This window comes from Corallococcus llansteffanensis, from assembly GCF_003612055.1.
GTDB lineage: Bacteria > Myxococcota > Myxococcia > Myxococcales > Myxococcaceae > Corallococcus > Corallococcus llansteffanensis.
The window spans coordinates 1-4,727 of record NZ_RAWB01000692.1 but is presented as its reverse complement, the minus strand read 5'-3'; the positions used below and the strand labels follow the sequence as shown (position 1 = coordinate 4,727).

Below are 4,727 nucleotides of genomic sequence, written 5' to 3'. Positions count from 1 at the left end.
CTCCTGCGCACGGCGCGCCGCCAGCCCACCGACACCACCCCCGTGTGGCTGATGCGGCAGGCGGGCCGCTACCTGCCCGAGTACCGCGCCATCCGCGGCAACATCGCGTTCCTGGACCTCTGCAAGAACCCGGACCTGGCCGCGGAAGTCACCGTGCAGCCCGTCACCCGGCTGGGCGTGGACGCGGCCATCATCTTCTCCGACATCCTCATCCCCGTGGAGGCCATGGGCATCCACCTGGAGCTCGGGGACAAGGGGCCGCACTTCCCCACCCCCCTGCGCACCGCCGCGGACATCGACAAGCTGGGCGTCCCGGACCCCGTCGAAGGCACCGGCTTCGTCGCCGAGGCCATCCGCCGCACGCGCAAGGCCCTCAACGACTCCGTGCCCGTCATCGGCTTCGCGGGCGCGCCCTTCACCCTGGCCGCGTACATGGTCGAGGGCGGCGGCTCCAAGAGCTACATCGTCATCAAGCGCCTGCTCTTCGAGCAGCCGGAGCTGGCGCACCGCCTCTTCCAGAAGCTCACCGACACCCTCATCCCGTACCTCAAGATGCAGGTGGAGGCCGGCGCCAGCATCGTGCAGATCTTCGACTCGTGGGGCGGTGAGCTGTCCCCCTACGACTTCGAGCGCTTCAGCCTGCCGTACCTCACCCGCATGGTGACGGAGCTCAAGGCCACCGGCGTGCCCGTCATCCTCTTCGGCACCAACATGACGCCGCACCTGCCGCTCTTGAAGCGCACCGGCGCGGACGTCATCGGCCTGGACTGGCGCGTGAACGTGGACGAGGGACGGCGCATCCTCGGGCCGGACGTCGCCACGCAGGGCAACCTGGACCCGCTGCACCTCTTCCTCCCCCGCGAGGAGCTGGATGCCCGCGTGAAGGACATCCTCGGCCGCGCGGGCCCCATCGGGCACATCTTCAACCTGGGCCACGGCATCCTGCCGCCCAGCGACCCGGACGCCGCGAAGTTCCTCGTGGACGCCGTGCACCGCCACGGCACCGCCCTCCGTCAGGGCGTCGCCCTTCGCTGAAGGAAGGTCTTTGTGGGCGGGCCCGTACCCCCGCCCGCCTGCCTGCCCGGCAGTTGACTCTTGAATCAATCCGGCATTGACGCGGCGCATCGTCGGTCGTTAGAAGCGCCTCACTCGTCGCACAGAGGGTGAGGCACACATGGCAAGCGAGAAGCGCAACGGCCACCGTCGGGTGGCCATCGTTCGCGGATTGCGGACGCCGTTCGCGAAGGCGGGCACCGTCTTCGCGGGACTGACGGCGCTGGACCTGGGCCGCATGGTGGTCCAGGAGCTGGTGCAGCGCACCGACCTGGATCCGAACGAAATCAACCAGGTCGTCTTCGGCCAGGTCATCCCCACGCTGACGGCGCCGTCCATCGCGCGCGAGGTGGTGCTGGCGGCGGGCCTGCCCAAGCGCATCGACGCCTTCACGGTGTCGCGCGCCTGCGCCACGTCCATCCAGGCGCTGGTGGCGGGGGCGAACGCCATCGCGCTGGGTGACGCGGACGTCATCATCGCGGGCGGCACCGAGTCCATGTCGGACGCGCCCATCTTCACGAGCCGCCCGCTGGCGCACGCGCTCATCGCGTCGTCCAAGGGCAAGAGCCTGCCGGACAAGCTCAAGCCCTTCCAGAAGCTCAAGGGCAAGGACCTGCTGCCCGTGCCCCCCGCCATCGCCGAGTACTCCACCGGCGAGACGATGGGCGAGAGCGCGGAGAAGATGGCCAAGGAGAACGGCATCAGCCGCGAGGAGCAGGACCTCATCGCCTTCAACTCGCACCAGAACGCGGCGAAGGCGTGGAAGGAAGGCCGCTTCGACGACGAGGTGATGCACGTCCTCGTGCCGCCCAAGTACGAGCAGTCCGCCACGAAGGACAACATCGTGCGCGAGGACACCAGCCTGGAGGCGCTCTCCAAGCTCAAGCCGGTGTTCGACCGCCGCTATGGCAGCGTCACCGCCGGCAACGCGTCCCCGCTCACGGACGGCGCCGCGGCGCTCATCCTGATGAGCGAGGAGAAGGCGAAGGCGCTGGGCTACGAGCCGCTGGGCTTCCTGCGCTCGCACGCGTTCGCGGCCACGGACCCCGGCGACCAGCTCCTCCAGGGCCCGGCGTACGCGGCGCCCGTGGCGCTCAAGCGCGCGGGGATGAAGCTCTCGGACATCGACCTCGTGGAGATGCACGAGGCCTTCGCCGCGCAGGTGGCGAGCAACATCCAAGCGCTGGCGTCGAAGGAGTTCGCGAAGAAGGCGGGCTTCAGCGGTCCGGTGGGCGAGGTGGACCGCTCGCGGCTGAACGTGACGGGCGGCTCCATCTCCATTGGCCATCCGTTTGGCGCCACCGGGGCGCGCATCGTCACGCAGGCCCTGAACGAGCTGAAGCGTCGGAACAAGAACACGGTGCTGTGCACCGTCTGCGCCGCGGGCGGACTGGGCGCCGCGGTCATCCTGGAGCGTGCGTGATGGCGACCAAGCATGAAGAGGTCGAGGCGAAGCAGGGCTTGAGCTACGACGTCACGGACGGCGTCGCGGTCATCACCGTGGACCAGCCGGGCGCGCCGGTGAACACGCTGTCCCCGGAAGTGGGCACCGCGTTCACCCAGCTCCTGGAGCAGGCGGAGCGGGCCCTGGACGTGAAGGCCGTGGTGTTCATCTCCGGCAAGAAGGACAACTTCGTCGCTGGCGCGAACATCGACTTCCTCCAGACCATCAAGTCCGCGGATGAAGTCGTGGCCATCAGCCGCACGGCGCACGCGCAGTTCGACCGGCTGGAAGCCTTCCCCAAGCCCGTGGTCGCGGCCATCCACGGCGCGTGCCTGGGCGGCGGCCTGGAGTGGGCGCTCGCGTGCCACTACCGCATCGCCACCGACAGCCCCAAGACGAGCCTGGGCCTGCCGGAGACGCAGCTGGGCCTCATCCCCGGCGCGGGCGGCACGCAGCGGCTGCCCGCGCTCATCGGCGCGCAGGCGGCGTTGGACCTCATCCTCACCGGCAAGAACGTGAAGGCGTCCAAGGCGAAGAAGCTGGGCGTCGTGGACGAGGTCGTCCCCGTGCCCATGCTGAAGGCGCTCGCGGTGCGGCGCGCGGCGGAGCTGGCGGAGGGCACGCTCAAGGTGGAGCGCGCGCACCAGGGCTTCAAGGCGGTGGCACAGAGCGGCAAGACGAAGGGCCTGGCGGGCTTCTTCCAGGGCCTCATCAGCAAGGACCTGTGGGCGGAGGCCGCGCTGGAGGACAACCCGATTGGCCGCAAGGTGCTCTTCGACCAGGCGAAGAAGGCGCTCCTGAAGAAGACGCGCGGCAAGTACCCCGCGCAGGAGAAGGCGCTGCAAGTGATTCGCGTGGGCCTGGAGTCCGGGCGCAAGGCGGGCCTGGAGGCCGAGGCGAAGGCGTTCGGTGAGCTGGTGTTCACGGACGTGTCGCGGCGGCTGGTGGAGATCTTCTTCGCCACGACGGCGCTGAAGAAGGAGAACGGCACCGCCAACCCCAGCGTGAAGCCGCGCGAGGTGAAGAAGGTGGGCGTGCTGGGCGGCGGCCTGATGGGCGGCGGCATCGCCTACGTGGCGGGCGTGCTCCAGGGCGTGCCGGTGCGCGTGAAGGACCGGGACGACGCGGGCGCGGGCCGCGCGCTCAAGCAGGTGCAGACCGTGCTGGACGAGCGCGTGAAGCGCCGCTCGCTCACCCACCGCGAGGCGTCCGCGAAGCTGTCGAACATCACCGCGGCCACGGACTACAGCGGCTTCAAGTCGGTGGACCTGGTCATCGAGGCGGTGTTCGAGGACCTGAAGCTCAAGCACCAGGTCATCGCGGAGGTGGAGGCCGTCACCGGCGCGGACACCATCTTCGCGTCCAACACCTCCAGCCTCCCCATTGGCGAGCTGGCGAAGGGCAGCAAGCGGCCCTCGCAAGTGATTGGGATGCATTACTTCAGCCCGGTCCACAAGATGCCGCTGCTGGAGATCATCACCCACCCGGGCACCGCGGAGTGGGTGACGGCCACCTGCGTGGACGTGGGCCGCAAGCAGGGCAAGACGGTCATCGTCGTCAACGACGGGCCGGGCTTCTACACGTCGCGCGTGCTGGCGCCGTACATGAACGAGGCGGCGTACCTGCTGGCGGAAGGGGCGGACATCGTCCAGCTGGACAAGGCGCTCGTGGACTTCGGCTTCCCGGTGGGGCCCATCACCCTGCTGGACGAGGTGGGCATCGACGTGGCCCAGAAGGTGGGGCCCATCATGGAGGCCGCGTTCGGCAAGCGGATGGCCGCGCCCAAGGCGCTGGAGGGTGTGGTGTCCGAGGGCCGGCTGGGTCGCAAGACGCAGAAGGGCTTCTACCTGTACGAGAACGGGAAGAAGCAGGACGTGGACCCCGCCGTCTACCTGCTCCTGCCGCACGGCAAGGACCGCAAGACGATGGACCCCACGGAGATGGCGGAGCGCTGCGCGCTGCAGATGGTGAACGAGGCCATCCGCTGCCTGGGCGAGGGCATCCTGCGAAGCCCCCGCGACGGCGACGTGGGCGCCATCTTCGGCCTGGGCTTCCCGCCGTTCCTGGGCGGCCCGCTGCGCTACGCGGACAGCCTGGGTCCGGCCAACCTGCTGCGCAAGCTGGAGCACTACCAGGACAAGTACGGCGAGCGCTTCACGCCCGCGCCCCTGCTGCTGGAGAAGGTGAAGGCCGGCAAGGGCTTCTACGAGGCCTGAGGTCGTGACGGGCC

General features: G+C 69.3%; 3 protein-coding genes. All 3 read left to right on the top strand.

Annotated elements, in window-relative coordinates:
• Positions 1-1,035 (top strand): uroporphyrinogen decarboxylase (gene hemE / locus D7V93_RS38280; protein ID WP_244237752.1); only part of this gene is annotated, 1,035 nt, incomplete at its 5' end.
• Positions 1,036-1,174: 139 nt separating this feature from the next.
• Positions 1,175-2,476 carry an acetyl-CoA C-acyltransferase FadI gene (gene fadI / locus D7V93_RS38275; protein WP_120648018.1) on the top strand — a complete coding sequence of 434 codons (1,302 nt, stop codon included), beginning with the start codon at positions 1,175-1,177 and terminating at the stop codon, positions 2,474-2,476.
• Positions 2,476-4,713 (top strand): fatty acid oxidation complex subunit alpha FadJ, encoded by a 2,238-nt coding sequence (gene fadJ, locus D7V93_RS38270; protein WP_120648017.1) that lies wholly within the window; start codon positions 2,476-2,478, stop codon positions 4,711-4,713. Before fadI ends, fadJ begins: the two co-directional genes overlap by 1 nt.
• Positions 4,714-4,727 lie beyond the last annotated feature (14 nt).